We start from the raw sequence: 25,535 nt of genomic DNA on the forward strand, positions 1-25,535 counted from the left end.
AGCTGGCGCTTTGGTAGCAGAAAGAAAAACCCCCGGACTGGCCGGGGGTTTGTTCGATCACTCGTCGAGGAAGGAGCGCAGATGCTCACTTCGCGACGGGTGGCGCAGCTTGCGCAGCGCCTTGGCTTCGATCTGGCGGATCCGCTCGCGGGTCACATCGAACTGCTTGCCGACTTCCTCGAGGGTGTGGTCGGTGTTCATGTCGATGCCGAAGCGCATGCGCAGGACCTTGGCTTCACGGGCGGTGAGGCCGGCCAGTACTTCGCGGGTCGCTTCCTTGAGGCTTTCTACCGTGGCCACGTCGATCGGGGACTGCATGGTGCTGTCCTCGATGAAGTCGCCCAGGTGGGAGTCCTCGTCGTCGCCGATCGGGGTTTCCATGGAGATCGGCTCTTTGGCGATCTTCAATACCTTGCGGATCTTGTCCTCGGGCATTTCCATGCGCTCGCCAAGCTCTTCCGGGGTGGGCTCGCGGCCCATTTCCTGGAGCATCTGGCGGGAGATGCGGTTGAGCTTGTTGATGGTCTCGATCATGTGCACCGGGATACGGATGGTGCGGGCCTGGTCGGCGATCGAGCGGGTGATCGCCTGACGGATCCACCAGGTGGCGTAGGTCGAGAACTTGTAGCCGCGACGGTATTCGAACTTGTCCACCGCCTTCATCAGGCCGATGTTGCCTTCCTGGATCAGGTCGAGGAACTGCAGGCCGCGGTTGGTGTACTTCTTGGCGATGGAGATCACGAGACGCAGGTTGGCCTCGACCATCTCTTTCTTCGCCCGGCGGGCTTTCGCTTCGCCGATGGACATGCGGCGGTTGACGTCCTTGATCTCGGCGACCTTGAGGTCGACTTCCTTCTCGAGGTCGATCAGCTTCTGCTGGTTGCGCTTGACGTCGTCCACCAGCTTGCCGAGGGCTTCGGCGTACTTGGCCTTGCCCTTGGCGAGGCCTTCGACCCAGGTCAGGTCGACTTCGTTGCCCGGGAACAGGCGCAGGAAGTCGGCACGCGGCATGCGGGCATCACGCACGCAGAGCTGCATGATGGCGCGTTCCTGGGCGCGGACGCGGTCGAGGGCGTCGCGGACGCGGTCGACCAGGGCGTCGAACTGCTTCGGCACCAGTTTGATGGGCATGAAGAGTTCGGCCAGAGCTTGCAGCTCGTCGATCGCCTGCTTGCTGCTGCGGCCGTGCTTCTTGAGGGCCTTGCGGGCTTTCTCGAGCTGGTCGGATACGGCGGTGAAGCGACGCAGCGCTTCTTCCGGGTCCGGGCCGCCGTCACCTTCTTCCTCGGTGTCGTCGCCGTCGCCTTCCTCTTCTTCGTCCTCGTCCTTTTCCTTCGCGGCGCTGTCGTCCTTCAGGTCGACAGGCTCGACTTCTTCGGCCGGCAGGCTGCCGTCGTCAGGGTCGATGTAGCCGGCGAGGACGTCGGAGAGACGACCGCCTTCGGTGGTGACCCGGTGGTATTCGGCAAGGATGCTGTCGACGGTACCGGGGAAGTGGGCGATTGCGCTCATCACTTCGCGGATGCCTTCCTCGATGCGCTTGGCGATTTCGATCTCGCCTTCGCGGGTCAGCAGCTCCACGGTCCCCATTTCGCGCATGTACATGCGCACCGGGTCGGTGGTCCGGCCGATGTCGGTCTCGACCGCGGCGAGAGCGGCGGCGGCTTCTTCCGCGGCAGCTTCGTCGGTGTCGGCTTCGGCCAACAACAGGGCATCCGCATCCGGGGCACTCTCGAATACGTTGATCCCCATGTCGTTGATCATGCGGATGATGTCTTCCACCTGTTCCGGATCGGAAATATCCTCCGGCAGGTGGTCATTGACCTCCGCGTAAGTCAGGTAACCCTGCTCACGACCACGGGCGATCAACTCTTTGAGGCGAGACTGCTGTTGCGCTTTTCCGGACATAACACCCTATCCACTTAAGGTCTTGGCGGGCTAAAAACAAGCCGAGGATTATACCTGACCAGGTGCCTCACGCGCCAGTTGGGCTGGTGGAGGCTGGAGATGGACTGCGGCTGAGGAGGTCGCGCAGTTGGTCTTTTTCCTCTGCGCTGAGTTCGCTCTGCCTTGCTTTGCGTAGCAGTTGTTCGAGGCTGCGCTCACGTTGGCGGGCCGACAACCTAGTTATAGTGTCGAAAAACTGTTGTTCAAGGTTGTCGCTCGAAATCAGCCATTCCTTTTCCGCCAGGGCCTGCAGCAGGCGGCCCTGTTCGGTGCCGTGCCAGCGGGCGATGAGCTGCAGCGAGCGCAGCTTGGGGTTCTTCTGCAGGGCTTCGAGCAGGGACACCATCAGGCGGGCGTACGTGTCGTCTTCTGCCGCGAAATGGCTGGCATTTTCGACCTTCTGGGCAAGGTTCGGGTGATGCAGAAGGGTGCGCAGGGCGGTCAGCGTCGGTGACTCGACCTTGATCTCGGTACGCGGCGGGCGCTTGAAGTCGTCGCGCCCACCCTTCTTGTCCCAGGGCTTGCCGCCTTTCTTCCAGTCGCCTTTCTTGCGCTCACCCTTCTGCCAGTCACCCTGTTGCCGGGTGGGTGGTTCGAAGTAGTGCTCCTGGCTCGGCTCGCCGTAGCTTTCGTAGCTGGCGGGGGCACCGTAGTGGTAGTCGTCGGGGTAGTGCGACGGCTCGCTGCTGGGGGGCGGTGCGTCGTGGCTCAGTTGGCCGATCGCCTCACCGTTCAATCCGGTGATTTCCGACAGGCGCTGGCGCATGAGTGTACGCAGGTTGGCGCCGGGAACCTTGTCGATCAGCGGTGCCGCCAGGGTCACGAGGTGTGCCTTGCCTTCCAGGGAGCTGGGGTCGGCTTCTTCCTTCAGTTGCTGGAAGAAATAGTCGGCAAGGGGCTGTGCATGCTGGGTTATGCGGGCGCGGAATGCGTCGGTGCCTTCGGCGCGCACGAGGCTGTCCGGGTCCTCGCCTTCGGGAAGGAACAGGAAGCGCGCGCGGCGCCCGTCTTCCAGGCTCGGCAAGGTGGCTTCGAGTGCTCGCCAGGCAGCCTTGCGGCCGGCCTGGTCGCCGTCGAAGCAGAACAGGATGCTGGGCACGAGGCGGAACAGGCGCCTGACATGTTCCTCGCTGGTGGCGGTGCCCAGGGTGGCGACGGCATTGCGCAGGCCTTGCTGGGCGAGGGCGATGACGTCCATGTAGCCCTCGACGACCATGATTTCGTCGAGGTTGCGGTTGTTCTTGCGGGCCTCGTACAGGCCGTAGAGTTCCTGCCCCTTGTGGAAGACCGGTGTCTCGGGGGAGTTCAGGTACTTGGGCTTGTCGTCACCCAGTACCCGGCCGCCGAAGGCGATGATGCGGCCACGGTTGTCGCGGATGGGGAACATGACCCGGTCGCGGAAGCGGTCGTAGCGCTTGCCGCTCTCGGCGTTCTCGATCAGCAGGCCGGCGTCGATCATGGTCTTCTGCTGCAGGGCGTCGCTGGCCAGGTGCTTGAGCAGGTTGTCCCAGCCCGGCGGTGCGAAGCCCAGGCCGAAGTCGCGGGCGATCTCGCCGGACAGGCCGCGGCCCTTCAGGTAGTCCACTGCCGCCTTGCGCGTCGGGTGGCTTTTCAGGGCCTGGCGATAGTAGTCCGAGGCGGCGCTGAGCAGGGCGTAGAGGGGGGAGTCCGTGGGTTGGCGCGGGCGGTTGCCGCGACCGCTTTCTTCACGTGGGACGTCCATCCCGGCGCGCTTGGCGAGTTCCTCGACGGCCTGGGGGAAATCCAGGTTGTCGTGGTCCATGACGAAGCCGAGGGCGTTGCCGCCGGCGCCGCAGCCGAAGCAGTAGTAGAACTGCTTGTCCGGGCTGACGCTGAAGGAAGGCGTCTTCTCGTTATGGAAGGGGCAGCGGGCGCTGTAGTTCTTGCCGGTCTTCTTCAGCTGGATGCGCGAACTCACCACTTCGACTATGTCGGTGCGGTTCAGCAGATCGTCGATGAAGCCTTGGGGGATCAGGCCGGCCATAGGGTGCTCAGGACTCGGGAAGGGTCAAAGCATAGGCCTCCATCACCCTTGGGTGATAGCGGCATTACCAGGGGCTGCAAATGCAAAAAACTCCGGCGTTCGCCAGGGCGAAGCGGAGTGTCGCGTGCGGTGCCTGAATGCACTCGCCCGGCCGGAGCCGGGCGATGCTGAAAGCGTGCGGCGAAGCCTGTTAACTCAGTACAGGCGCTCGCGGCGGCGCTGTTCGCGCTGCACTTTCTTGGCGTGACGCTTGACTGCAGCAGCAGCTTTGCGCTTGCGCTCGGCAGTGGGCTTCTCGTAGAACTCGCGGCTACGTACTTCAGCCAGTACACCGGCTTTTTCGCAGGAGCGCTTGAAGCGACGCAGGGCTACGTCGAAGGGTTCGTTCTCTTTAACTTTGACGGCTGGCATCCAGGTCGTACCTTCACTAATTACCGTGGGTGAACGTGCTCCTGGCTAGGGTTGCGGGAGAACGTCGGTTTTCAAGGGTTGCGGATGTTAACGCCTCGCGCCCCGGAATGCAAAGCCTTCAGTCGAAAACCGCTGGCCGGGGCGGAGGGCGGCGATTATGATGCGCGCCTTCTTTATTGGCTAGGCCTCGAAGGCTCGATCCCAATGCTAGTGCTGGGTCTGGAAACCTCTTGCGACGAGACCGGCGTCGCCCTCTACGACAGCGAACGCGGCCTGCTGGCCGATGCGCTGTTCAGTCAGATCGACCTGCACCGCGTCTATGGCGGTGTGGTGCCTGAGCTGGCATCCCGCGATCACGTCAAACGCATGCTGCCGCTGCTGCGGGAGGTGCTGGACGGCGCCGGCTGCAAGCCGACGGATATCGATGGCATCGCCTACACCTCGGGCCCCGGCCTGGTCGGCGCTCTGCTGGTCGGCGCCTCCTGTGCGCAAGCCCTGGCGTTCGCCTGGGGCGTGCCCGCATTGGGCGTGCACCATATGGAGGGCCATCTGCTGGCGCCCATGCTGGAAGAGCAGCCGCCGGAGTTCCCGTTCGTCGCCTTGCTGGTTTCCGGTGGCCACACGCAGCTGGTGCGCGTCGATGGTATCGGCCGCTACGCGCTGCTCGGTGAGTCGGTGGATGACGCCGCCGGCGAGGCCTTCGACAAGACCGCCAAGCTGATCGGCCTGGGCTATCCGGGCGGCCCCGAGATCGCCCGCCTGGCGGAGTCCGGCGTGGCGGGGCGCTTCACCTTCCCGCGCCCGATGACCGATCGCCCAGGCCTGGATTTCAGTTTCAGCGGCCTGAAGACCTTCGCCCTCAACACCTGGCAGCAGTGCCGCGATGCTGGGGACGACGGTGAGCAAACCCGTTGCGACATCGCTCTGGCGTTCCAGCAGGCGGTGGTCGAGACTCTCGTCATCAAGTGCCGCAGGGCCCTGAAGCAGACCGGCCTGAAGCGCCTGGTGATCGCCGGCGGTGTCAGCGCCAACCAGGCCTTGCGCCAGGCTTTGGAGGCGATGCTGGCCGAGCTCCAGGGCAACGTCTTCTATGCGCGTCCGCGCTTCTGCACCGACAACGGCGCGATGATCGCCTACGCCGGTTGCCAGCGCCTGAAGGCCGGGCAGCAGGAAGGTCCGGCGATCGCCGTGCAGGCGCGTTGGCCGATGGAAAACCTGCCGGCCATCTGAACCCCGTGCGGTTTCCTGAAGCCTCAGGCGTGTAGCTTGAGGCTGTCTTCAGTTTCAGAAATGTCGTTCGCGTCCGGCGAAAAGGTCGCGTAGATTGCCGCGGTGTCGCCAGACGATCAGGCAGCAGAGCACGGCCATCGGCAGCAATGCGCCTGGCTTCTGCCAGGCCAGCAGCGGCAGGGTCAGCGGTGTCGCGATCAAGGCCGCGAGCGAGCTGGTACGGGTGAGGGCGAACGTCAGCGCCCAGGCCGCAACCGCCAGCAGGGCTGCCGGGGGATAGAGCCCGAGCAGCATGCCGGCGGCAGTGGCGACGCCCTTGCCGCCACGGAAGCGGAAGTACAGCGGGTAGAGATGCCCGAGCACGGCGGCGAGGCCGATCCAGGCCTGTTTCTGGATGCCGAGCCCGATCAGGTAGGCGACCAGCACGGGCACGAGGCCTTTGAGCAGGTCGCCGAGCAGGGTGAGGATTGCGAGCTTCTTGCCCGCCACGCGCAGCATGTTGGTGGCGCCCGGGTTGCCTGAACCCAGTTCGCGCGGGTCGGCGGTGCCGAACACCCGGCTGAGCAGGATGGCGAAGGACAGCGAGCCGAGCAGGTAGGCGAGGATCGCCAGCAGCCAGAACATTGGTATCCATTCCAGGGCGAGGGAGCCCTGATTCTAACGGGGCAGAACTTACGTGGACACGGTTTTCATCGAGGGTCTTGAAGTCGATACCGTCATTGGTGCGTACGACTGGGAGCGGAGCATTCGCCAGTGCCTGCGCCTGGACCTGCAGATGGGCTGGGACAACCGCCCGGCCGCCGCAGGCGATGAACTGGCCCATGCGCTGGACTACGCCTCGGTGTCCCAGCGCATCCAGGCGTTCGCTGCCGAGTCCCAGTTCCAGTTGGTGGAGACCTTCGCCGAGCGGCTGGTGGCCCTGCTGATGGCTGAGTTCCAGATTCCCTGGGTGCGCCTGAAACTGCACAAGCCCGGCGCGGTTCCCGCTGCCAGCAGCGTTGGCGTGGAGATCGAACGCGGATGCCGCTGACTCCGGTTCTGCTGGGCCTGGGCAGCAACATCGGGCGTGAGGAACACCTGGAAGCCGGCCTCGACGCGCTGGCCGGTTTCCTCCAGGACATCCGGTGCTCGCCGGTATTCGAAAGCCAGCCGGTGGGCATCAAGAGCGGCCCCTTCTACAACCTGGTGGTGGCCGCCGACACCGACCTGCCGCTGATGGAGCTGGACCGCCGCCTCAAGTTCATCGAGGCCGACAACGGCCGCTACGCGCCAGACCGCAAGGGCCTGCCGCTGGACATCGATGTGCTGCTCTATGGCGATCTGGTCGGCAGCTTCGATGGCTTGGTGCTGCCCCGTGCCGAGGTGCTGAAGAATGCATTCGTGCTCTGGCCCTTGGCACTGGTGGTGCCCGACCGCCTGCACCCGGGAGAGGGACGCAGCTTCGCGGAGTTGTGGGCGACGGCGCAGATCCAGCAACAGCTGTGGCCGGTGCCCTTCGCGTGGCGGGGGCGCCCGTTGACCTCCGACGACCTGCTTCAGGCCTTCCCCGCGCCTTCCTTGTAGGCCTTCAGCGCTTTCAGGCGCTCGAGCTTGAGCGCCTCGCCCAGTTCGGCCCCCTTGTAGCCCTTCTCCAGCAGGGGCTGGACCGCCACTGCGCGTGCGGCCGAGGCGGCGCCCCGCAGGTAGTCGGCTTGAGGGTATTCGCGCTGCTCGAGGCCGTGACGGCCACGGGCGTCCATCTCGCAGGCCGCGATGAATTCCTCGAAGCGCTGGGGACGGCGGTAGACGTCGAAGCGCGCCAGCAGCTCGGCCAGGGTCGATGCGCGGAGTTCCTGCGCGCGATGGGCGTGGGTATGGAACTCGCCCACCAGCATCGCCAGTTCCTGGCAGTCCCGGGGAACCTTGCAGCGTTCGTTTACCTGCTGGATCAGCTTCAGGCCACGCTGTTCATGGGCGATGTGCCGGGGCCATTCCTCCTCCGGCGTCTCGCCCTTGCCCAGGTCATGCAGCAGGCAGGCCCAGCGCACGGCGAGGGGTTGCTCATGCTCGGCGCACTGTTGCAGGACGGCGAGCACGTGCAGGCCGGAATCCACTTCCGGGTGGTGCTGCTCGGGCTGGGGGACGCCGAACAGGGCGTCGAGCTCCGGCATCCAGGCCTTGAGCGCGCCACAGTCGCGCAGCACCTGGATGAATACGTCCGGGCGGGGCTCCATCAGGGCGCGGGAGATTTCCTTCCAGCTGCGTTCGGGTGTCAGGGCGTCCAGCTCGCCGGACTCGGCGATCTCACGCATCAGCGCCAGGGTTTCTTCGGCCACCGTGAAGCCCAGTGGCGCATAGCGTGCGGCGAAGCGGGCGACACGCAGTACGCGCAACGGGTCCTCGGCGAAGGCGGGGGAAACGTGGCGGAGGATGCGCCGCTCCAGGTCGCGCTGGCCGCCATAGGGATCGACCAGCACGCCGTGCTCGTCTTCGGCGATGGCGTTGACGGTGAGGTCGCGGCGGATCAGGTCCTCTTCGAGGCTGACGTCCGGGCTGGCGAAGAAGGTGAAACCGCCATAGCCACGCCCGCTCTTGCGCTCGGTGCGCGCCAGTGCGTACTCCTCGCCACTTTGCGGGTGAAGGAACACCGGGAAATCCGCGCCCACGGGCTTGAAGCCCTGCTCGAGCATTTCTTCAGCGGTCGCGCCGACGACGACCCAGTCCACTTCCGTGACCGGGCGCTGCAACAGCCGGTCACGAACCGCGCCGCCCACCTTGTATATCTGCATGCTCACCTCCGAGGGTGCGGAGGATAGCAGCCCGCTCGTTGGCTGCGATGGGGATTTGCCGGGTCAGTGCCTCCACGGCGCTTTCCAGCAACTCGGCGCTGTCCCAGGAGGGGCTCAGGCCCGTACTGGCGACGCCTTCCCACAGCACCAGGCCGTCGAGGTCGGTGATGCGCAGGCGCAGGGTGCCGGTTTCGTCACGCAGGCGGTGGATGGCCTGGTAGGGGCCGAGCGGGTTGGGCGGTGCCTGGTCGACCTTGAACTCCAGAGGCGCGTCCTGCAGGGCCAGCCAGTAGTAGACGCGCAGCTCGGGGCTCTGGCTTTCGTGGTAGCCGCGCGCGGCAAGGCCCTGGCGAAGCAACGGGTCGAGGCGGATGTAGTGCTCGCGATAGGGCGCCGGGCTTTGCAAGGCCTGCTCCGGGGGAACCAGCTGGAAGCTGTGGCGGATGGCCAGGCCGCTGTCGGCCGGTCTGAGCACCTGGATGCTGGGGATGTGAGTGGAGCAGGTGGCCAGAACCAGGCACAGCAGCAGGACGAGGAACAGGCGCATCGACGCTCTCCATGGACGATGACCGCATGCTCGGGGTCGCCCGGCATGCGGTCAACCGATCAAATGGGCGGGATGACCAGGTCCAGTCGCGGGTATTCGCCGTCTTCGCTGCGCTCGCCCTTGGGCGGCACGTGGTGGGTGCCGGTGATCTGCTCGCCGTTCATGGTCTCCAGGTGGATGTCGAAGCCCCATAGACGGTGCAGGTGGCGCAGCACCTCTTCGGTGGATTCGCCGAGCGGCTTGCGATCGTGCTGTTGGTGGCGAAGGGTCAGGGAGCGGTCGCCACGGCGGTCGACGTTCCAGATCTGCACGTTCGGCTCGCGGTTGCCGAGGTTGTACTGGGCCGCGAGCGTCTCGCGGATCTGCCGGTAGCCGGGTTCGTCATGGATGGCGGGTACCAGCAACTCGTCCTTCTGATCGTCGTCGAGGATGCTGAACAGCTTGAAGTCGCGGATCACCTTGGGCGAGAGGTACTGGAGGATGAAGCTCTCGTCCTTGAAGCTCTTCATGGCGAACTTGATGGTGGAGAGCCAGTCGCCGCCGGCGATATCGGGGAACCAGCGCTTGTCCTCCTCGGTGGGTTCTTCGCATATGCGGCGGATGTCGCGGTACATGGCGAAGCCCAGGGCATAGGGGTTTATGCCGCTGTAGTAGGGGCTGTCGAAGCCGGGCTGGAACACGACGCTGGTGTGGGACTGGAGGAACTCGAGCATGAAGCCCTCGGTGACCAGGCCTTCATCGTAGAGGTCGTTCATCAGGGTGTAGTGCCAGAAGGTGGCCCAGCCTTCGTTCATGACCTGGGTCTGGCGTTGAGGGTAGAAGTACTGGGCGATCTTGCGCACGATGCGCACGATCTCGCGCTGCCAGGGCTCCAGCAGTGGCGCGTGCTTCTCGATGAAGTAGAGGATGTTTTCCTGGGGTTCGGGCGGGAAGCGCCGGTTGTCCTTGTCGCCGCCCTTGCCGGCGCCCTTGGGGATGGTGCGCCAGAGGTCGTTGATCTGCTTCTGCAGGTGCTCCTCGCGCTCCTTCTGGCGGCGCCGTTCTTCTTCGGCGGAGATCGGGTAGGGGCGCTTGTAGCGGTCGACGCCGTAGTTCATCAAGGCATGGCAGGAGTCCAGCAGGTCTTCCACCGCGTCGATGCCGTGGCGTTCCTCGCACTGCATGATGTACTGCTTGGCGAACACCAGGTAGTCGATGATCGAGCTGGCATCGGTCCAGGTGCGGAACAGGTAGTTGCCCTTGAAGAAGCTGTTGTGGCCGTAGCAGGCGTGTGCGATCACCAGCGCCTGCATGGTGATGGTGTTCTCCTCCATCAGGTAGGCGATGCAGGGGTCGGAGTTGATCACGATCTCGTAGGCCAGGCCCATCTGCCCGCGGGAATAGCCTTTCTCCGTGGCCAGGAAGTGCTTGCCGTAGGACCAGTGGTGGTAGCCCAGCGGCATGCCCACGGACGCGTAGGCATCCATCATCTGCTCGGCGGTGATGACTTCGATCTGGTTGGGGTAGGTGTCAAGCGCATAGCGCTCGGCCAGCCGGCCGATCTCGCGGTCGTAGGTGCGGATCAGGTCGAAGGTCCACTCGGACCCCGTGGAGATGGGCTGCCTCTTCTTTTCTGTGGCGGTCATGTCACGGCCCTCAGTTAACCAGTCGGCGCTGGAACAGTTCGCGGAACACCGGGTAGATGTCGCCAGCGGTGACGATCTGCTGCTGGGCGAAGGTGTCGGCGAAGGCGTCGCAGACCTGCTCGTACTCGAACCAGAGCGCCTGGTGCTCGCGTGGGGTGATCTCTACATAGGTGTAGTACTGCACGAAGGGCATGATCTGCTTGATCAGGATGTCCCGGCAGATGGGCGAGTCGTCGTTCCAGTTGTCGCCGTCCGAAGCCTGGGCTGCGTAGATGTTCCATTCGTTGACGGGGTAGCGCTCGGCCATGATCTCCTGCATCAGCTTGAGGGCGCTGGAGACGATGGTGCCGCCGGTCTCGCGGGAGTAGAAGAACTCCTCCTCGTCGACCTCGCGGGCGCTGGTGTGGTGGCGGATGAACACGACTTCGATCTTGTCGTAGTTCCGCTTGAGGAACAGGTACAGCAGGATGAAGAAGCGCTTGGCGATGTCCTTGGTCGCCTGGGTCATGGAGCCCGAGACGTCCATCAGGCAGAACATCACGGCCTTGGAGCTGGGGTTGGGCTGCTTGACCAGCAGGTTGTACTTGAGGTCGAAGGTGTCGAGGAACGGCACCCGCTCGATGCGTGCGCGCAGCTTGAGGATCTCGGCTTCCAGTTCCTGGATGTCGCCGAAGTTGTCCGGCTCCTCCCGCTTGAGACGTGCGAGTTCTTCGCGGGCGATGCGCAGCTTGGCGCGGCTGGAGCCGGAAAGCGCGATACGCCTGGCGTGGGCCGAGCGCAGGGTGCGGATGATGTTGATGCGCGAGGGGTTGCCCTCGTTGCTGATGCCGGCGCGTACTGTCTTGAAGGTGTCGCTGCCGGTGAGGTGGCGTTTCACCAGGTTGGGCAGCTCCAGGTCCTCGAACATGAAGTCGAGGAACTCCTCCTGGGTGATCTGGAAGACGAACTCGTCCATGCCTTCGCCGGAGTTGCTCGCCTTGCCGCTGCCACGCCCCGCGCCGCCGCCCTGGGGACGAGGAATGCGTTCGCCGGTGGTGAATTCCTTGTTGCCGGGATGGACGATGGTCTGGCGCCCGCCACGGCCATGGTGCAGCACGGGCTCGTCGATATCCCGACCGGGGATGCTGATCTGCTCGCCATGCTCCATGTCGGTGATGGAGCGGCGGCTGACCGCTTCCTCCACCGCTTTCTTGATGTGGTCGCGGTACCGCCTGAGGAAGCGCTGGCGGTTAACCGTGCTCTTGTTCTTGCCATTCAGGCGTCGGTCGATCACGTAGCTCATGGATGCCCCTCCGGGGCAGCTTCAAGCCGCACGCTGCAAGCTGCAGGTAGAAGCGCAGAGCATTGGCTCTTGCCTCTTCCTGCCGCTTGAAGCTTGTAGCTTGTGGCTGCAGTTACTGCGACTTGCGTACCCGCAGGTACCACTCGGACAGCAGGCGAACCTGTTTCTCGGTGTAGCCGCGCTCGACCATGCGTTTGACGAAATCGTTGTGCTTCTGCTGTTCGTCCTTGCTGCCCTTGGCGTTGAAGCTGATGACCGGCAGCAGGTCCTCGGTGTTGGAGAACATTTTCTTCTCGATCACCACCCGCAGCTTCTCGTAGCTGAGCCAGGTGGGGTTCTTGCCGTTGTTGTTGGCCCGGGCGCGCAGCACGAAGTTGACGATCTCGTTGCGGAAGTCCTTCGGGTTGCTGATTCCGGCCGGTTTCTCGATCTTCTCCAGTTCCTCGTTGAGGGCGACGCGGTTGAGGATTTCACCGGTCTCCGGATCGCGGTATTCCTGGTCCTGGATCCAGAAGTCGGCGTAGAGCACATAGCGGTCGAAGATGTTCTGGCCGTACTCGCTGTACGACTCGAGGTAGGCGGTCTGGATTTCCTTGCCGATGAACTCGATGTAGCGCGGGGCCAGGTATTCCTTGATGTAGCGCAGGTAGCGCTCGCGCACTTCGGCGGGGAACTGTTCCTGCTCGATCTGCTGCTCGAGTACGTAGAGCAGGTGCACCGGGTTGGCGGCGACCTCATGCGGGTCGAAGTTGAACACCTTGGAAAGGATCTTGAAGGCGAAGCGGGTCGACAGGCCGTTCATGCCTTCGTCGACGCCGGCGGCGTCGCGGTATTCCTGGATCGACTTGGCCTTGGGGTCGGTGTCCTTGAGGTTCTCGCCGTCGTAGACGCGCATCTTCGAGTAGATGTTGGAGTTCTCGGGCTCCTTCAGGCGCGACAGGGCGGAGAACTGGGCGAGCATCTTCAGGGTGTCGGGCGCGCAATGGGCGTGGGCCAGCGAGCTGTTGGCCAGCAGCTTGTCGTAGATCTTGATCTCGTCGGTGACGCGCAGGCAGTAGGGCACCTTGACGATGTAGATACGGTCGATGAACGCCTCGTTGTTCTTGTTGTTGCGGAAGCTGTGCCATTCCGACTCGTTGGAGTGGGCCAGCAGGATGCCCTGGAAGGGTATGGCACCCAGCCCCTCGGTGCTGTTGTAGTTGCCTTCCTGGGTGGCGGTCAGCAACGGGTGCAGCACCTTGATCGGTGCCTTGAACATCTCGACGAATTCCATCAGGCCCTGGTTGGCCCGGCACAGTGCGCCCGAATAGCTGTAGGCGTCGGCATCGTTCTGCGGGAATTCCTCCAGCTTGCGGATATCCACCTTGCCCACCAGGGCGGAGATGTCCTGGTTGTTCTCGTCACCAGGCTCGGTCTTGGCCACGGCGATCTGGTTGAGGATCGACGGATAGAGCTTGACCACGCGGAACTGGCTGATGTCGCCGCCGAACTCGGCGAGGCGCTTGGTGGCCCAGGGCGACATGATGGTGGAGAGGTAGCGGCGGGGGATGCCGTAGTCCTCTTCGAGGATGGCGCCGTCCTCGGTGGCGTTGAACAGCCCGAGTGGCGATTCGAACACCGGAGAGCCCTTGATGGCGTAGAAGGGCACTTTTTCGATCAGCTGCTTGAGCTTCTCGGCCAGGGACGACTTGCCGCCGCCGACCGGGCCCAGGAGGTAGAGGATCTGTTTCTTCTCTTCCAGTCCCTGCGCCGCATGGCGGAAGAACGCGACGATCTGGTCGATGCAGTCTTCCATGCCGTGGAAGTCGGCGAAGGCCGGGTAACGGCGTATCACCTTGTTGGAGAAGATCCGCGAAAGCCGCGAGTCGGCGGAGGTATCCAGCAGCTCCGGTTCACCGATGGCCATGAGCATGCGCTCGGCTGCGGTGGCATAGGCGCTGCGGTCCTGCTTGCACAGGTCGAGATATTCCTGAAGGGAATATTCCTCCTGGCGGGTCGCCTCGAAGCGTTGTTGGAAGTGGCTGAAAATGCTCATTGCGTCACCTCGCTGGATACTGGGAGCCGGCGGGGTCGGTCACACGGGTGCGGGCAGTCAGCCGACGAGTCGGCCGATGAGAATCCCCCAGAACACCTAAATGGTCGCCGCCGATGGCCCGGAACCGGTGTGCCGGCTCTCCCCTGTTGGATGGCCTGACCTAAGAGTAGTTCGGAATCCGGCAGGTCAAGGATGACGGAAGGATAACAAGAGATTGCCGTTCGTCAGGTCGCGGCGCGAGACCAGTGATGGCGCGGGGTTGCGCCATCGAGAATTTTTTTACTCGGCGCTGCCCTGGGCGACTTGATCGGGGTAGGTGGCGCGCCAGAGTTCGAAGCCGCCGTCCAGGCTGTAGACGTCGGAGAAGCCCTGGCCCACGAGGTAGGCCGCAGCGCCCTGGCTGGAGTTGCCGTGGTAGCAGGTGACGATCAATGGCTTGTCGAGGTCGGCCTTGGCGATGAAGTCGGCCAGGGAGTAGTTGTCCAGGTGCTGCGACCCGGCGATGTGGCCGTTGGCGTAGCTCTGCGGGTCACGGATGTCGACCACCTGGGCGCCCTGTTCACGCAGTGCCTGGGCGCGCTCCGGGGGGATACGCTGGAATTCGCTCATGCTTTGTTCTCCTCGCAACTGCAGCTGATGCGTTCGCCGCTGTCGACGTTCAGCAGGGTCATGGCCCCGCCCCAGACACAGCCGGTGTCGAGGGCGAAGAGGCCGGGTTCGTCACACTTGCCTTCCAGTGCCGCCCAGTGGCCGAAGATGATCTTCTGGCCGCGGGTCTTTCGCCCCGGGTGGCTGAACCAGGGGGCGTAGCCGGGCGGGGCGGTGTCGACGCCTTCCTTGCTCTTGAGGTCCAGGGTGCCATCGGCCGTGCAGAAGCGCATGCGGGTGAAATAGTTGGTGATGACCCGCAGGCGGGCGATGCCTTGCAGGTCACTGTCCCATTTCGCCGGCTCGTTGCCGTACATCCCGTCAAGGAAGAGCGGCAGGCGCGCATCGTCCAGCAGGACTTCCTCCACCTCGGCGGCGCGTTTCAATGCCTTGGCCAGGGTCCAGTTGGGCGGGATCCCGGCGTGCACCATGGCGATGTCGCGCTGTTCGTCGTAGTGCACCAGCTTCTGCCGACGCAGCCAGTCGAGCAGGTCCGCCGCATCGGAGGCGTCGACGATCTCGCGCAGGGTGTCGGACTTCTTCAGGCGTTCGGTGTTGTGTGCCACTGCCAGCAGGTGCAGGTCGTGGTTGCCGAGCACGCAGGTCAGGCTGTCGCGAATGGCGTACAGGAAACGCAAGGTCTCCAGGGACTGCGGGCCGCGATTGATCAGGTCGCCGACCAGCCACAGGCGGTCGCGGGCGGGGTCGAAGGCGACGCGTTCGAGCAGGCACTCGAGCGGGGTGAGGCAGCCCTGGAGGTCGCCGACTGCGTAAACCGTCATCGAGCTCTCCTGTCAGTGCAGCGCGCCGGGTACGGCCAGGCGGAAGGGAGCGATCTCGGCATCGAAGCGCTTGCCGTCCTCGGCGACCATCTGGTAGCTGCCCTGCATGGTGCCGACGCGGGTCGCCATCACGGTGCCGCTGCTGTAGACGTGGCTCGCGCCCGGCTCGATCAGCGGCTGCTGGCCGACCACGCCGGCACCGCGCACTTCCTGCACATGGCCGTCACCATCGGTGATCACCCAGTGGCGCGATACCAGCTTGGCCGGCAATTCGCCTTCATTGCGAATGGTCACGGTGTAGGAGAAGGCGAAGCGGCTCTGTTCGGGCTGCGACTGCTCCGGGAGGAAGCGGGTGGTGACGCTGACGGCGACCAGGTAGCGGGAATCGGGCACGGGTCTGTTCTCTGGAACCGGAATGGAAGTCTAGGGCGTCATGCGCCCGTTGTCTGTTCGGCAAGCTTGTCGGCCAGGCGCACGAAGGCCGCCAGGTCCAGCTGTTCGGGGCGCAGGCCGCCCTCTACGCCGGCCGCCTCGATGGCGTTGCTGTCGAGCAGGCCCTTGAGGGTGTTGCGCAGGGTCTTGCGGCGCTGGTTGAAGGCTTCGCGCACCACGCGCTCCAGCAGGCGGTGGTCCTTGGCCGGATGCGGCAGCACTTCGTGGGGCACCAGGCGGACGATGGCCGAGTCCACCTTGGGCGGTGGATTGAAGGCGCCGGGGCCGACATTGAACAGGTGCTCCACGCGGCAGTGGTACTGGACCATGATCGACAGGCGACCCCAGTCGCCACCGCCGGGCTCGGCGGCCAGGCGCTCGACCACCTCCTTCTGCAACATGAAATGCATGTCGCGTATGAGGTGGGCGTTATCCAGCAAGTGGAAGATCAGCGGGGTGGAGATGTTGTAGGGCAGGTTGCCCACCACGCGCAGGTTGTTGGGCGTGGTGTCGAGCTGGGCGAAGTCGAACTTGAGGGCGTCGCCCTGGTTCAGGCGGAAGCGCGGCTCGGTACCGAACTTGCCTTGCAGGATGGGGATCAGGTCGAGGTCCAGCTCGATGACGTCGAGCTGCGCGCCGCTGCCGAGCAGGCCCTCGGTCAGTGCGCCCTGGCCCGGGCCGATCTCCACCAAGTGTTCGCCTTCCTTCGCGTGGATGGCGCGCAGGATGCGGTGGATGACGCCGGCGTCATGCAGGAAGTTCTGGCCGAAGCGCTTGCGTGCGCGGTGTTGGTATTCGGACATTGCGGGCTCCAGGTGGAGCAGCTTGAAGCCGGTAGCTTGAAGCTGGAAGCGGGGAAAGGCGCGCAGTCTACAGCATTGCGCCGACCAGGCCGAAATGTGCTGATCGGCGCCTGCGGGCTCAGCTACGGCTGGCTGCCATCTCGTAGGCCGTCTCCAGTGCCACCTGCAGGCTGCCGCCGTCGATGCGCCCCGTTCCGGCCAGGTCGAGGGCGGTGCCGTGGTCGACCGAGGTGCGGACGATCGGCAGGCCGAGGGTGACGTTCACCGCCGCGCCGAAGCCCTTGTACTTCAGCACCGGCAGGCCCTGGTCGTGATACATGGCCAGCACCGCATCGCAGTGCTCCAGGTGCTTGGGCGTGAACAGGGTATCGGCGGGGAGCGGGCCGATCAGGTCCAGGCCCTCCTGGCGCAGGCGCTGCAGGCAGGGCTCGATGACTTCGATCTCCTCGCGCCCCAGGTGGCCGCCCTCTCCCGCATGGGGATTGAGGCCGCAGACCAGGATGCGTGGCGTGGGCAGGCCGAACTTCTCCACCAGGTCGGCGTGCAGGATGCGAGCGACCCGTTCCAGGCGCTCGGTCGTGATCGCGCTGGCAACGTCCTTGAGCGGCAGGTGGGTGGTCACCAGGGCGACGCGCAGGCCACGAGTGGCGAGCATCATCACCACCTGCTCGGTGTGGGTCAGTTCGGCGAGGAACTCCGTGTGGCCGGAGAAGGCGATTCCGGCCTCGTTGATCACGCCCTTGTGCACGGGCGCCGTGATCATGCCGGCGAAGTGGCCGTCCATGCAGCCCTTGCCTGCACGGGTCAGGGTGTCGAGCACGTAGCCGGCATTGGCGCGATCGAGCACGCCGGGCTGGACGGGGGCTTGCAACGGAGTGTCCCAGACATAGAGCGAACCCGCTTCTGCGGGGCTGTCGGGCCAGGCGTCGGGTGATACGGGGATGACGCCAATGTCGAGGGCGAGCTGGCTGGCGCGCTCTTCCAGCAGGGCCTGGCTGGCGATGGCGATCAGTGGGTAAGGCTGGCGTTCGCGGGACAGGAGCAGGCAGAGGTCCGGGCCGATGCCGGCGGGTTCACCAGGGGTGAGGGCGAAGCGGGGAAGGGGCATTGCGGGGCTCTCCGGCTGTGGCGCGTGGCGGCGATTGTACCGCCAGCGCGCCACCCTGCGTGGCAGGGTGCCGAAGAATCAGAGCTTGGTTTCGACGTACGCCTCGTCGCGGATCTGGCGCAGCCAGGCCTGCAGCTCTTCGTCGTACTTGCGGTTGCGCAGGACGTTTATCGCCTGCTGCTCGCGCATCTGGTCGGCGCTGTCGGTGGCGCGGCGACCGAGGACTTCCAGAACGTGCCAGCCGTAGGGGCTCTTGAACGGGCGGGACAGCTGGCCGGCCGGGGTCTTGGCCATGACTTCGCGGAACTCGGGCACCAGGGCATTGGGGTCGATCCAGTTCAGGTCGCCCCCGTTGAGCGCCGAACCCGGGTCCTCGGAGAAGTTCTTCGCCAGCTCGGCGAAGTCCTCGCCGGACTGGATGCGCTGGTAGAGGCGCTCGGCCAGGCGTTCGGTGTCGGCTTCGCTGCGGATCTCGCTAGGCTTGAGCAGGATGTGGCGCACATGTACCTCGTCACGCACCTGGGTGCTGCCACCGCGCTTTTCCAGGAGCTTGAGGATGATGAAGCCGCCCGGCGTGCGCACCGGCTCGGTCACTTCACCCGGAGAGAGAGCGCTGACCATGCCGTCGAAGGGGGGCGGCAGCTGGGCGGCCTTGCGCCAGCCGATCTCGCCGCCTTCCAGGGCGGTTTCGCCGGCGGAGCGGGAGATCGCCAGCTGGGCGAAGTCGGCGCCCTGTTGCAGTTGCTGGTAAAGATCCTTGGCCTGGCGGTCGGCGGCCTGGATGGTCTCGGGCGAGGAGCCGTCCGCGACCGGGATCAGGATGTTGGCCAGGTGGAATTCCTCGGAGAGCTGCATCTTGCCCAGGTCGGAGGCCAGGAAGTTCTGCACTTCCTGGTCGGTGACCTGGATGCGCTCGGCGACGCGGCGCTGGCGCACGCGGCTGATGACCATCTCGCGGCGGACCTGGTCGCGGGCGTCCTCATAGGAGAGACCGTCCTGTGCCAGGGCACCGCGGAACTGATCGACGCTCATGCCGTTGCGCTGGGCGATGGCCTCGATGGCCTGGTTAAGCTCCTCATCGGTGATGCGGATGCCGGAGCGGTCGCCGATCTGCAGTTGGATGTTCTCGATGATCAGACGTTCCAGCACCTGCTGGCCCAGCACGTGCTCGGGGGGCAAGGCAGACCCGCGCTTGGCGATGGTCTGCTGCACCTCGTGGATGCGCTGGTCGAGCTGGCTCTGCATGATCACGTCGTTGTCGACGATGGCCACGACGCGGTCGATCGACTGGACCTCGGCATGCACGGCACTACCCAGGAACAGGGCGCCCAACAGCAGCGGGCGGAGACAATCAGAAAGCTTGGTCTTCACGTTCACGGTAACCTTGGATGCCATTGTCGAGGAAACTTTCAACCTTGTTGCCGATCACGCCGCCGAGGCCCTTGAACACGATCTGCAGGAAGACGCCGCGGTCGGCCTTCTCGTTGAGTTCGGGCGAAAGGGTGCTCTCGTCGTAGTCGACCCAGTAGCGGTTGATCAGGCGCAGTTTCCAGCAGCAGCTGTCGTACTCGAAGCCACCGAAGGCTTCCAGGGTGCGGCTGCGGTTGTAGTCGTACTGCCAGCGGGCGATGGCGTTCCACTGCGGGACGATCGGCCAGATGACGGACGCATCATGCTGCTCGATCTTGTAGTAGTCCTTGATCACGCGGCCGGTCACGTTGTCGATGTAGTCACCGCCTTCCTGCCATTGGCCGGTGGTCTGGTTGTAGACCACGGCGTCGTTGCGGTAGCGGTAGCCGAAGTTGACCACCTTGTTGACGTCGTCTTCCGGCTGGTAGTGGAACATCATGCTGCCGGAGCGGGTGCGACCGGCATCCGGGTCCCAGTTGAAGTCGGAGGACAGGCGCCAGTCGCGGTTGAAGCGATACAGGTACTGCAAGGCGTACGGAGAGACGCTGGCCTGGGCCGACTTGCGATCGCGGTAGTCGATGCCGGGCAGCTGCACCTTGCGGTCTTCGAAGTAGAAGGCCTGGCCGATGCTGAAGCGCTGGCGCTCGAAGCCGTTGGGCTGGATCCAGCGGTTGGTCAGGCCCAGGGACACCTGATTGGCATCGCCCACGCGGTCGCGACCGGAGAAGCGGTTCTCGCGGAACAGCGAGGAATAACTGAAGGCACTCTCGCTGCTGTCGAAGACCGGGATGTTGTCCTGCTTCTCCTCGGGTACATAGAGATAGAACAGGCGCGGTTCGAGGGTCTGCTTGTACTGATTGCCGAACAGCTCGGTGTTGCGGTCGAAGTACAGGCCGCTGTCGAGGCTGAAGATCGGCACGCTGCGGTCTTCGCTGCTGTTGAACTCCTGGCCGGCGAGCAGGCTGTTCTTGCCCTGCTGGTCCAGGTCCAGGTCGTATTGGGTATAGAGGTACTTGACCGACGGCTTGATGAAGCCGTAGCTCCAGTCCAGGGGCAGGCTGACGCCCGGCTCCACATGGATGCGGTTGCCGTTGGCACGGGCCAGGCCCGGGATGCGGGTGTCGTACCAGGGGCTGGTCGCGCCATCCTCGTCGGTGAACAGGCCCTTGCGCAGGTCACGCTCGAAGCGCACGAACTCGGTGGAGTAGGAGAACTTCAGGCCGCCGGCGTCGACCGGCAGCACGCCGTCCAGGGTGATCTGGGGCAGGCGGTCGTACGGGGTGATCTCGGTGACCGTGGCCATCTCGTAGGCATGGGCGTTCAGGCGCGCGGTGTAGCTGTCGCCGCGCCAGGTGACGGCGCCCTGCTGGTTGACGTAGGTCGATTGCTCGATGCCCAGTTCGGTCTGCAGGTCCTGGAAGTAGTAGGGGTCGCTGATGTCGGTGTAGTCCACCTCGGTCATCAGGCGCTCGTCCAGGCCACCCTTGTGTTGCCAGTTGTAGAGCCAGCGCTTGTCCTTGTACTCGGACTGCAGCTTGCGCTCGTCTTCCTCGTCGTTCAGGTAGGCGCCGCCGAACTGGCCTTCGCTGCCCTTGGTCAGGTAGCGGAACTCGCCTTCCATCAGCAGGCCGCGCTTGGCCATGTAGCGCGGATAGAGGGTGGCGTCGTAGTTCGGCGCGAGGTTGAAGTAGTAGGGCGTCAGCAGGGAGAAACCGGTGTCGCTGCTGGTGCCGATGCTCGGCGGCAGGAAGCCGGACTGGCGACGGTCATCGATGGGGAAATAGATGTACGGGGTATAGAACACCGGAATGTCCTTGACCCGCAGCGTCACGTTGGTCGCGGTGCCGAAGCCGGTGGCCGGGTTCAGCTTGATGTTGTTGCCCTTCAGGTGCCAGGCGTTGTCGCCCGGTTCGCACCGGGTGTAGGTGCCGTCCTTCAGGCGGATGATCGCGTCTTCCTGGCGCTTGGCGTACAGGGCGCTACCGCGTGTATGGGACTTGTGCAGCACGTATTCGGCGTTGTCGATCTTCGCTTCGCCGTTGTCCAGTTGCAGTTCGGCCTTGTCGCCGACCACCAGGGCACCGTTGTCGCGCAGCTTGACGTTGCCGACCAGCTCGCCACGGTTCTCGGCCTGCAGCAGGTTTGCCTCGTCGGCTTCGACCTGCATGCTGCCCTGGCGCAGGACCACGTCGCCGGCCAGGGTCGCGACCTGCTTTTCCTGCTCATAGCGCGAGGCCTTGGCGGAAACGTAGGTGGGCGAGTCTTCGGGCGGGGTCTTGTCGTTCATGCCCGGTCGGCGCGGCTCGATATAGGCGCCGGCGCAGTACGGACCGGTCTCTGCCAGTTGTGCGGCGGTCAGCTTGTCACGCGGAACCCAGTCCAGATGGCTGAAGTCAGCACTACGGGAAGCGAGTGCCTTGCCGCCTGCCTCGGTGACCAGCGTGGCCTTGGCTTCGGCCGATTCGCCCTGGCCGGAGGCGGCGGTGGTGCCCGCTACGCCGACCCTGGAACTCACCGCGCTATCGCTGTGGACCGGGCGTGGAGGCAGGCTTTCCGCTGTTGCCTTGGGTGCGCAGGCCCAGCCGCCGGAGGCGGACGCCTGGCAGTCGAACTGCTCGGCGGCGACTACGAACTGGGTGGCTACAGGCTGCATTGCCAGCAGGCTGCCGGTCACCAGCAGAGGGAATTTTTTACGAAACGCGGGGGATTTTACTGCCATCTTGTTAGTCCGGGCTTCCTGCGCGCCATCGGCCCGCTGGGGCCGCACGCCTCTCGATGGGCTGAAAAAGATGCTGGATAATAAAGCATGACCCGCGCAACGGCTAGCGCCGTCGGAGACCCTTGTAATGCCCCATGAAGATGTACGCCTTCAACAACTTAGCGCCTGGCTGGACCAGCAACTGCCCCTTCTATTCCACGCCGAAGGCTGGGGGGACGTGCCGCCGGCGGAGCTGCTGCCGGCCAGCAGCGACGCGAGTTTCCGTCGTTACTTCCGCTGGCAGGCAGAGGGCCGCAGCCTGATCCTGATGGACGCCCCGCCGCCCCAGGAAGACTGCCGCCCCTTCGTCAAGGTCGCGGGCATGCTCGCCGAGGCGGGCGTCCATGTGCCGCGGATCCTCGCGGCGGACCTGGAGCAGGGCTTCCTGATGCTCGATGACCTCGGGCGCCAGACCTACCTGGAGGTGATCGACGCGGACAATGCCGACGCGCTGTTCGAGGATGCCTTCCAGGCGCTGCTGGCCCTGCAGCAGCGCAGTCTCGAGGCACCGATGCCCGTCTATGACGACGCGCTGCTACGCCGGGAGTTGCAGCTCTTCCCCGATTGGTACCTCAAGCGTCACCTGGGCATCGAGCTGGCCGGCGAGCAGCTGGCGGCCTGGGAGCGGACCTGCGATCTGCTGGTCGCCAGCGCGCTCGCCCAGCCCCGCGTGCTGGTGCACCGCGACTACATGCCGCGCAACCTGATGCTCAGCACCCCCAATCCCGGGGTACTGGATTTCCAGGATGCGGTCTACGGCCCGGTCACCTACGACGTCATCAGCCTGTTCAAGGACGCCTTCCTCAGCTGGCCCGAGGCGCGCGTGCGCAACTGGCTGGAGCGATACTGGAACCTGGCCCGCGAAGCGGGCATCCCGGTGCAGCCGGAGTTCGAGGACTTCCTCCGTGCCAGCGACCTGATGGGCGTGCAGCGCCACCTCAAGGTCATCGGCATCTTCGCGCGCATCTGCCATCGCGACGGCAAGCCCAAGTACCTGGGCGATGTGCCGCGCTTCTTCTCCTATATAGAGGCGGTGATCGCGCGTCGCCCCGAACTGGCCGACCTCAAGGCGCTGCTCGCCTCCCTGCCACAAGCCGAAACGGTGCACGCATGAGGGCGATGATCCTCGCGGCAGGCAAGGGCGAGCGCATGCGCCCGCTGACGCTGCACACCCCCAAACCGCTGGTTCGTGCCGCCGGCACCCCGCTGATCGAGTTCCATATCCGCGCCCTCGTCGCTGCGGGGTTCAGTGAGTTGGTCATTAACCACGCCTGGCTCGGCCAGCAGATCGAGGATCACCTGGGCAGCGGCGAGCGCTTCGGCGTCAGCATCCGCTATTCCCCCGAGGGCGAGCCGCTGGAAACCGGCGGGGGCATCCACCGCGCGTTGCCGCTGCTGGGCGACGAGCCCTTCCTGGTGGTCAACGGCGACATCTGGACCGACTACGATTTCGGCGCCCTGCGCGATCATCCGTTGCAGGGCCTCGCCCACCTGGTGCTGGTGGATAACCCCAGCCATCATCCGGGCGGTGATTTCCGGCTGGCCGGGGGCAGGGTCAGCGATGGCTTGCCTGGCGAGCCCGGGTTCACCTACAGCGGCATCGCGTTGCTCCACCCCGCGCTTTTCGACGGTTGCAGCGCCGGCGCCTTCAAGCTGGCGCCGTTGCTGCGCCGTGCGATGGGTGAGGGGCGTGTCAGCGGCGAACATTTCGCCGGACGCTGGGTGGATGTCGGCACCCACGAGCGCCTGGCGGAAGTCGAGCGCCTGATCGAGGCGGGGCGCTGAGATGTTCTGGCCCGTCACGCTGCTTGGCGTCATCGCCGGCCTCTTCATCGCCAGCATTCCCGGTGCGCTGCTCGGCGGCCTGCTCGGCCAGGTGGTGGATCGGCGGCTGAGGCTGGATTCCTGGGCCAGCCTGCGCGATCGGCTACGGCGCAGTGGTGCCGTCACACACGAGGACCTGCTGTTCCTCATGCTTGGCCGCCTGGCCAAGAGCGAGGGCCGGGTGCTGGAGCTGCATATCCAGCAGGCGCGTGCCGAGATGCGTCGCCTGGGGCTGGATGATGCCGGGCAGCGTCGTGCCATCGCCGCGTTCACTCGCGGCAAGGCCGAGCAGGTCGAGCTGCGTGGCCCCCTGCGGGGCTTGCGCTACCAGCGTGCGCAAGGTGAGGCGCTGTTGCGCAGTTGCTGGCAGATGGCGGCGGCGGATGGCCGGGTGGGGCAGCGCGAGCGTGAACTGATCCTGCTATGGGGCAAGTGGCTGGATTGGCCGGCGGACCAGGTCGAAGCCCTGTGCGCCGGTTTCGATGTGCCCGGCGGCGCGCCGGTGCGCCGTGGCAGCGCCTATCAGGATGCGCTGTCGCTTCTGGGGGTGAACGCCAACAGCGAGCCGGCGGCGATCAAGCGTGCCTACCGTCGCCTCATCAGCCAGAACCACCCGGACAAGCTGGCCGGTGCGGGGGCCACCCCGCAGCGGGTGCGCGAGGCCACCGAGAAGACCCGCGAGCTGCACAACGCCTACAGCCTGATCCGCGAGCGTCACGGTTTCCGCTGAGTCAGATGCCGGGCGACTGCGGGATGATGGGCGCCGGTGCGGCTGCCGGCGCCTGCTTGCCCGGAGCCTGCAGATGGGCTTCCAGCCAGCCGCGCACCCGCCGGAACAACTGCTCCTGGTCCGCGTCGCGATTGGGCAGAGCCTTCAGGCCAACCTGCACATAGGCCGGGTGCTTGTCGCGCTTGCTCGCCTGCAGGCGCTTGAGGCCGGCGGCGCTGTCCAGCGGCTTGTCCTGGTAGAAGAAATCGCCGATCGCCTGCTTGAGCTTGGGTGCCGACTCTTCCAGGGGCGGGCCGTAGCCGGGGGGTACTTCGGCTTCCACCAGCACCAGGTTGTCGATGCCGCTGGAAGACGAATCGCTCAGTGCCTGCACCGCCCAGTAGGCGCCACTGCCGTGGCCCAGCAGGACGATGGTCTTCGGGCTCTGCTGGTTGACGAACACGATGGCCGCCTGGATGCGTGCCGCGATCCGCGTGGCCTGTGCCTTGCGCTCCTCCTCGGCGCTGAGAACGGGCCGGCCAGGGTCGGTGGAGGGCTCGGCGCTGCCGGCCTGCTCGGGCGTGGGGGGTGGCGTGGCCGGGTCGGCCTTCTCGGTTTTCGTTTCGCCGTCGGCGGGCGGCTCGGCCTGCTCGACCGGGCGGGGCGGCGGCTCGTTGCCCCTGGGGTCGGGCAGGGTGAGGCTGAGGCTGTGCCAGCCGATGTCGGGCAACTTGCTGCGCAGGGGAGCGATCGCCCGTGGCCAGTCGGCGCTCTCGCCATCGCCGGGCAGCAGGATCACCACGCCGCTGGGCTCGGCCACATTGGCCGGCTTCCACAGGGCGAGGAAGCTGTCTTCGCCGGCCTTCAGTTGTTGCTGTTCCTTCTGCGGCAGCTGGCGTTCGAGGGCGGTGGCGTCCTCCTGGCTGCGCTCTTCCAGGGGGGCGCGCTCCACCGGGGTTTGCGCAGGGTCGCTTCCGTCCTTGCCCTCGGCCGGCGGGTCTTCGCCATGGGCGACGGCCGGCAGCAACAGGGCGAGGCAAAGGGCGGCGAGAGTCGGGCGGGAGGCTCGGAGCATCTGAAGATTCCACGGGGTGGCCATAGGCAGGCAGCCTAATGGCTGGGCCGGTATTTGTCAGGCGCACCTTCGCCTCGGCGGGGCTGCTGGAGTAAGGTACGTCGGCTTCGTTCTCGGCAGCCTGGGCTGTGCGGTG

23 protein-coding genes are annotated in these 25,535 nt (G+C 65.3%); 6 read left to right on the top strand and 17 right to left on the bottom strand.

Translation table 11 applies throughout. The annotated features are described in order from the left end of the window. Window positions 1-57: 57 nt before the first annotated feature. The 3 genes from rpoD to rpsU form a co-directional block, all read right to left on the bottom strand. Window positions 58-1,908, bottom strand: coding sequence for an RNA polymerase sigma factor RpoD (rpoD, locus tag ACYJSS_RS28460; protein WP_236206264.1), 1,851 nt, complete (start codon window positions 1,906-1,908; stop codon window positions 58-60). A 67-nt stretch (window positions 1,909-1,975) separates the two neighbouring features. Continuing rightward, the gene (dnaG, locus tag ACYJSS_RS28465; protein ID WP_236206263.1) at window positions 1,976-3,952 is read right to left on the bottom strand and encodes a DNA primase; all 1,977 of its coding nucleotides are present in this window, start codon (window positions 3,950-3,952) and stop codon (window positions 1,976-1,978) included. Window positions 3,953-4,147: 195 nt separating this feature from the next. Further along, window positions 4,148-4,363, bottom strand: coding sequence for a 30S ribosomal protein S21 (gene rpsU / locus ACYJSS_RS28470; protein WP_003085057.1), 216 nt, complete (start codon window positions 4,361-4,363; stop codon window positions 4,148-4,150). A 204-nt stretch (window positions 4,364-4,567) separates the two neighbouring features. Between rpsU and tsaD the strand changes: the two genes are divergently transcribed. After that, complete coding sequence (gene tsaD / locus ACYJSS_RS28475; protein WP_173177636.1) at window positions 4,568-5,593, top strand: tRNA (adenosine(37)-N6)-threonylcarbamoyltransferase complex transferase subunit TsaD; 1,026 nt, start codon at window positions 4,568-4,570, stop codon at window positions 5,591-5,593. 54 nt (window positions 5,594-5,647) lie between these two features. Here tsaD and plsY read toward each other — a convergent pair whose 3' ends face one another. After that, a complete protein-coding gene (plsY, locus tag ACYJSS_RS28480) occupies window positions 5,648-6,217 on the bottom strand; it encodes a glycerol-3-phosphate 1-O-acyltransferase PlsY (RefSeq protein WP_111262268.1) in 570 nt (189 codons plus the stop codon). Between the two features lie 52 nt (window positions 6,218-6,269). On the opposite strand from plsY, the gene folB reads away from it, so the two are divergent. Both folB and folK read left to right on the top strand, forming a co-directional pair. After that, window positions 6,270-6,623, top strand: a complete 354-nt coding sequence (gene folB, locus ACYJSS_RS28485) for a dihydroneopterin aldolase (protein WP_213628177.1) — start codon at window positions 6,270-6,272, stop codon at window positions 6,621-6,623. Then, a complete protein-coding gene (folK, locus tag ACYJSS_RS28490) occupies window positions 6,614-7,156 on the top strand; it encodes a 2-amino-4-hydroxy-6-hydroxymethyldihydropteridine diphosphokinase (protein ID WP_236206262.1) in 543 nt (180 codons plus the stop codon). The genes folB and folK overlap by 10 nt, the downstream gene beginning before the upstream one ends. Here the strand turns inward: folK and ACYJSS_RS28495 are convergent. The 12 genes from ACYJSS_RS28495 to ACYJSS_RS28550 form a co-directional block, all read right to left on the bottom strand. Then, on the bottom strand, window positions 7,129-8,361 hold the full coding sequence (locus ACYJSS_RS28495) for a multifunctional CCA addition/repair protein (protein ID WP_236206261.1): 1,233 nt from the start codon (window positions 8,359-8,361) through the stop codon (window positions 7,129-7,131). The two genes, folK and ACYJSS_RS28495, sit on opposite strands and share 28 nt — an antisense overlap. Continuing rightward, entirely contained in the window at window positions 8,327-8,908 is a 582-nt protein-coding gene (locus ACYJSS_RS28500; RefSeq protein WP_236206260.1) for a DUF4136 domain-containing protein, read from the bottom strand. The genes ACYJSS_RS28495 and ACYJSS_RS28500 overlap by 35 nt, the downstream gene beginning before the upstream one ends. A gap of 59 nt (window positions 8,909-8,967) precedes the next feature. Then, window positions 8,968-10,533: a SpoVR family protein gene (locus ACYJSS_RS28505; protein WP_111262263.1), complete on the bottom strand. Its 1,566-nt coding sequence runs from the start codon at window positions 10,531-10,533 to the stop codon at window positions 8,968-8,970. Between the two features lie 10 nt (window positions 10,534-10,543). Next, window positions 10,544-11,815: a YeaH/YhbH family protein gene (locus ACYJSS_RS28510; RefSeq protein ID WP_173177646.1), complete on the bottom strand. Its 1,272-nt coding sequence runs from the start codon at window positions 11,813-11,815 to the stop codon at window positions 10,544-10,546. Between the two features lie 112 nt (window positions 11,816-11,927). Then, window positions 11,928-13,850 carry a PrkA family serine protein kinase gene (locus tag ACYJSS_RS28515; RefSeq protein ID WP_111262261.1) on the bottom strand — a complete coding sequence of 641 codons (1,923 nt, stop codon included), beginning with the start codon at window positions 13,848-13,850 and terminating at the stop codon, window positions 11,928-11,930. Between the two features lie 279 nt (window positions 13,851-14,129). Further along, window positions 14,130-14,459 carry a thiosulfate sulfurtransferase GlpE gene (glpE, locus tag ACYJSS_RS28520; protein WP_111262260.1) on the bottom strand — a complete coding sequence of 110 codons (330 nt, stop codon included), beginning with the start codon at window positions 14,457-14,459 and terminating at the stop codon, window positions 14,130-14,132. Further along, complete coding sequence (locus ACYJSS_RS28525; protein WP_236206259.1) at window positions 14,456-15,280, bottom strand: symmetrical bis(5'-nucleosyl)-tetraphosphatase; 825 nt, start codon at window positions 15,278-15,280, stop codon at window positions 14,456-14,458. Before ACYJSS_RS28525 ends, glpE begins: the two co-directional genes overlap by 4 nt. A gap of 12 nt (window positions 15,281-15,292) precedes the next feature. Beyond that, window positions 15,293-15,673, bottom strand: coding sequence for a Co2+/Mg2+ efflux protein ApaG (gene apaG, locus ACYJSS_RS28530; RefSeq protein ID WP_111262258.1), 381 nt, complete (start codon window positions 15,671-15,673; stop codon window positions 15,293-15,295). 38 nt (window positions 15,674-15,711) lie between these two features. Then, complete coding sequence (gene rsmA / locus ACYJSS_RS28535; protein WP_111262257.1) at window positions 15,712-16,515, bottom strand: 16S rRNA (adenine(1518)-N(6)/adenine(1519)-N(6))-dimethyltransferase RsmA; 804 nt, start codon at window positions 16,513-16,515, stop codon at window positions 15,712-15,714. A 118-nt stretch (window positions 16,516-16,633) separates the two neighbouring features. Further along, window positions 16,634-17,623: a 4-hydroxythreonine-4-phosphate dehydrogenase PdxA gene (pdxA, locus tag ACYJSS_RS28540; protein WP_111262256.1), complete on the bottom strand. Its 990-nt coding sequence runs from the start codon at window positions 17,621-17,623 to the stop codon at window positions 16,634-16,636. A 78-nt stretch (window positions 17,624-17,701) separates the two neighbouring features. Next, entirely contained in the window at window positions 17,702-18,994 is a 1,293-nt protein-coding gene (locus ACYJSS_RS28545) for a peptidylprolyl isomerase (RefSeq protein ID WP_173179798.1), read from the bottom strand. Continuing rightward, on the bottom strand, window positions 18,975-21,752 hold the full coding sequence (locus ACYJSS_RS28550) for an LPS-assembly protein LptD (RefSeq protein ID WP_111262254.1): 2,778 nt from the start codon (window positions 21,750-21,752) through the stop codon (window positions 18,975-18,977). Before ACYJSS_RS28550 ends, ACYJSS_RS28545 begins: the two co-directional genes overlap by 20 nt. A gap of 127 nt (window positions 21,753-21,879) precedes the next feature. On the opposite strand from ACYJSS_RS28550, the gene ACYJSS_RS28555 reads away from it, so the two are divergent. Genes ACYJSS_RS28555 through ACYJSS_RS28565 form a run of 3 tightly spaced genes read left to right on the top strand, consistent with a single transcriptional unit; the run spans window position 21,880 to window position 24,345 of the window. After that, window positions 21,880-22,905, top strand: a complete 1,026-nt coding sequence (locus ACYJSS_RS28555) for an aminoglycoside phosphotransferase family protein (protein WP_111262253.1) — start codon at window positions 21,880-21,882, stop codon at window positions 22,903-22,905. Next, on the top strand, window positions 22,902-23,576 hold the full coding sequence (gene murU, locus ACYJSS_RS28560; RefSeq protein WP_236206257.1) for an N-acetylmuramate alpha-1-phosphate uridylyltransferase MurU: 675 nt from the start codon (window positions 22,902-22,904) through the stop codon (window positions 23,574-23,576). Before ACYJSS_RS28555 ends, murU begins: the two co-directional genes overlap by 4 nt. Before the next feature lies 1 nt (window position 23,577). Beyond that, window positions 23,578-24,345 carry a TerB family tellurite resistance protein gene (locus ACYJSS_RS28565; protein ID WP_236206256.1) on the top strand — a complete coding sequence of 256 codons (768 nt, stop codon included), beginning with the start codon at window positions 23,578-23,580 and terminating at the stop codon, window positions 24,343-24,345. A 1-nt stretch (window position 24,346) separates the two neighbouring features. Here ACYJSS_RS28565 and ACYJSS_RS28570 read toward each other — a convergent pair whose 3' ends face one another. After that, a complete protein-coding gene (locus ACYJSS_RS28570) occupies window positions 24,347-25,399 on the bottom strand; it encodes an alpha/beta hydrolase family protein (RefSeq protein ID WP_236206255.1) in 1,053 nt (350 codons plus the stop codon). Between the last annotated feature and the right edge of the window lie 136 nt (window positions 25,400-25,535).

The organism is Pseudomonas sp. No.21, from assembly GCF_054558415.1.